1 protein-coding gene and 2 tRNA genes are annotated in these 2,603 nt (G+C 61.9%); 1 reads left to right on the top strand and 2 read right to left on the bottom strand.

Going from position 1 to position 2,603, the window contains the following annotated elements:
• Positions 1-123: 123 nt before the first annotated feature.
• Together AC1DT3_RS17545 and AC1DT3_RS17540 are read right to left on the bottom strand one after the other, a co-directional pair.
• Positions 124-1,935, bottom strand: a complete 1,812-nt coding sequence (locus AC1DT3_RS17545; protein WP_477466518.1) for a cadherin repeat domain-containing protein — start codon at positions 1,933-1,935, stop codon at positions 124-126.
• Between the two features lie 141 nt (positions 1,936-2,076).
• Positions 2,077-2,151 (bottom strand) — tRNA-Gln (locus tag AC1DT3_RS17540).
• Positions 2,152-2,303: 152 nt separating this feature from the next.
• Here AC1DT3_RS17540 and AC1DT3_RS17535 point away from each other — a divergent pair.
• Positions 2,304-2,380: transfer RNA gene (locus tag AC1DT3_RS17535), tRNA-Pro, on the top strand.
• Positions 2,381-2,603: the final 223 nt, after the last annotated feature.

The following is a 2,603-nucleotide window of genomic DNA, read 5'->3' as shown; positions in this document are numbered from 1 at the left end:
AACGACGACAGCGTCGCCGTCTTTCGGATTGGCGAATTCGCGCTTGCCGGGTTCGACCGTCTCCAGCTTGCACATCACGTCGATGAAGGAAGGAGGCATGTTTTTCTCGCATGAGAGATCGGATCAAATGACAAAAATGTCCTTATGGCTCAACGCCAGTTTCGGCTTCGTCACCGCGAACTTCGACGAGGCGGCGCTTCCCGTGCCGTCGGGGTCGTAGAACAATGCGCCCGTCCGTGGGTCGTAAATCACGCGATCGTTCTTGTCGTGCGCAGCGGCGCCCTTCCAGAACGCCGCCTTCGAAAGCGGCGCCGGGTTTTCCGGCGAACCCTTCTCGCGGAGTTTCCTAAACACCTTGTCATCGAGCTGGATGTCGTCGTATTTCGGGTTGAAATCGGCAATCCGATCGAGATTCTTGATGGTGTGCGGCTTGGTGTCGAAGACGAAGATGTCCGCGTCCTCGCCGCCGGTGAGCACATCGTTGCCGCCTTTGCCGTAGAGTATATCGCGGCCCTCGCCGCCCTTCAGCTTGTCCTTGCCGCGCCCGCCCACGAGAGTGTTGGCGCCGCGCGAACCGTTGCTGGTTCCGCCACCCGCGTCATCGCCGCCCGCGCCATTGCCGACGCCGATGATCGTCTCGTCGAGCACGTCCTCGACGACAATGGTGAAGACCTGATCGACGATCACGTTGCCGGGCCCGGTCGCGCGCACCGTGATCGTGTGCGAGCGGTGCTGCTCGTAATCGAGCTTGATGCCGTTCAGCACCAGGAGCCGATCACCGTCGAGGCTGAAGCGGTTCTCGGCATTGTCGAGCAGGGCATAGGCGAAGGCATCGCCGACGCCGGGAATACGCGCTGTCAGAAAGCCGACGAGCGCGCCGTCCGGGGCGAGCTCCGCGACACTGGCGTGGCTGAGCACGAGAGGCGGAGGCTCGATCTCGACGCTCTGCACGATGGTGACGATCGAGGACGAGCGGCGCCCACCTTCATCGGCGAGTGTCACGCTCACCTCGTGGTGCGTGGTGTGGTCGGGAGGTATCGTGGCGGTGGTGAAGGTGATGGCGCGGACAATCTCCTCGACGCGCGCCAGTGTGGCATCGGCGTTGAAGGCGATGCTGAGGCCGATATCACTCGCGTCCCACAACATTCCCACATCGGCCCCGCCGACGGTGACGGTGCTGCCGGGCGCATAGCCGGCACTGAGCGCCACCATCCCCGCCAGATCGATGCCCAGGCGCCCAGGCGGGCCGCGCTGCTGTGGCGCGGCGACGGTGAGAAGGCTGAACGTGCCGTCATCGTCGCTGATCGCGGCGTCGCGGCCGACATCGAGGAAATAGCGCTGGCCAGGCGCCGCCTCGATGCGGTCGCCCTGTAGACCCGCGGTGACAGGCGGCGCATTCACATGCTCGCCGCCCGCATCGAGGATGGTGTCGATGCCCTGGCGGTGAAGCCGCATACGCTCCGGCGCCGTGAAGGTGAGCGTCGTCGCAATCAGCCGATCATGTTGGCTCGCGATGCCGCCGGCGATGAGGGCCGTCGCGAGATCGTCGACGATCAGTTCAGCGCCGTCCGTCGCGAGGGAAAGCTCGTCGATGCCGGTGAAGACCTTTGCACGGACGTCGAACGCGGCCCCCTGCAGCAGGATTTTGTCCCAGTGGGTGGCCGACGCAGGACCGCCGTCGAAGGCCGCGACCCCATCGAAGCGGGCCGCGTTGAGCACAATCGCGTCGTGCTGCTCCGAACCGCGAATGGTCTCGAAACCGGCAAAGATCGCAGGAAGCGTGAGATCGAAGGTACCCCCGTCGAGGAGGACCAGGATATCCTCCCCCGGACCGCCTTGCAGGATCGCGCTGGGGAGATCCCCGGCGCCGATCTCGTGCGGGGTCGCAAGGGTGGAAAGGTCGTTTGAATTCGCGGTTGCAATGAGGCGGCTCATTACAACTGTCTATTCGGTCCCGCCTCAGGAGAAACCTCTCCGTATGTGGAGGATGTTATATCGAAACATCAATCTTGAGCGGATTGCTTGGAATGTGAAATCAGACAAATTTTCGGGAAGCTCTGTTGCTTCAAGCGCATTTGGCTGGGGCGCCAGGATTCGAACCTGGGAATGGCGGTACCAAAAACCGCTGCCTTACCACTTGGCGACGCCCCAATGCGCTTGCGAAGCGCGGTCTACATAGTCGCCGGATTGACCGCTGGCAACCATCTTGTCCGTGAATGACGTGATTGTCGTTTTTGTCCCATTTGCCGCTTGCGGCAGTCACCCCTCGTCGCTATAAGACCGCCTCCCGATGATTTCGGCGTCGGAGTGTAGCGCAGTCTGGTAGCGCACTACGTTCGGGACGTAGGGGTCGCAGGTTCAAATCCTGCCACTCCGACCAATTTTTCCGCTGAAATCGCTAGACCTTCCATGAGTTGAGAATTTCCGCTTCGGCGGAATGTGGGGCCGATTGAGTCCAAGCCACGATGGCGTGGTAGGCCGCGAATTGCGGCGGGTGCATTCTCCGAGAAACAGGCCCGCCACAGCGGACTGCGAATATACGGAAATTCCGTACGATTGCTGTTGCGGTTTGTACGGAATTTCCGTATATTTCTCCCATGAAC

The sequence above is a fragment of the Microvirga sp. P4_G7 genome (genome assembly GCF_056401005.1).
The sequence above is the reverse complement of the archived record's forward strand: the minus strand, read 5'-3'. Positions and strand labels throughout refer to the sequence as shown.

Excerpts from the sequence above, each read along its gene's own strand:
- AC1DT3_RS17545 (WP_477466518.1), bottom strand. The coding sequence starts at position 1,935 with ATGAGCCGCCTCATTGCAACCGCGAATTCAAACGACCTTTCCACCCTT.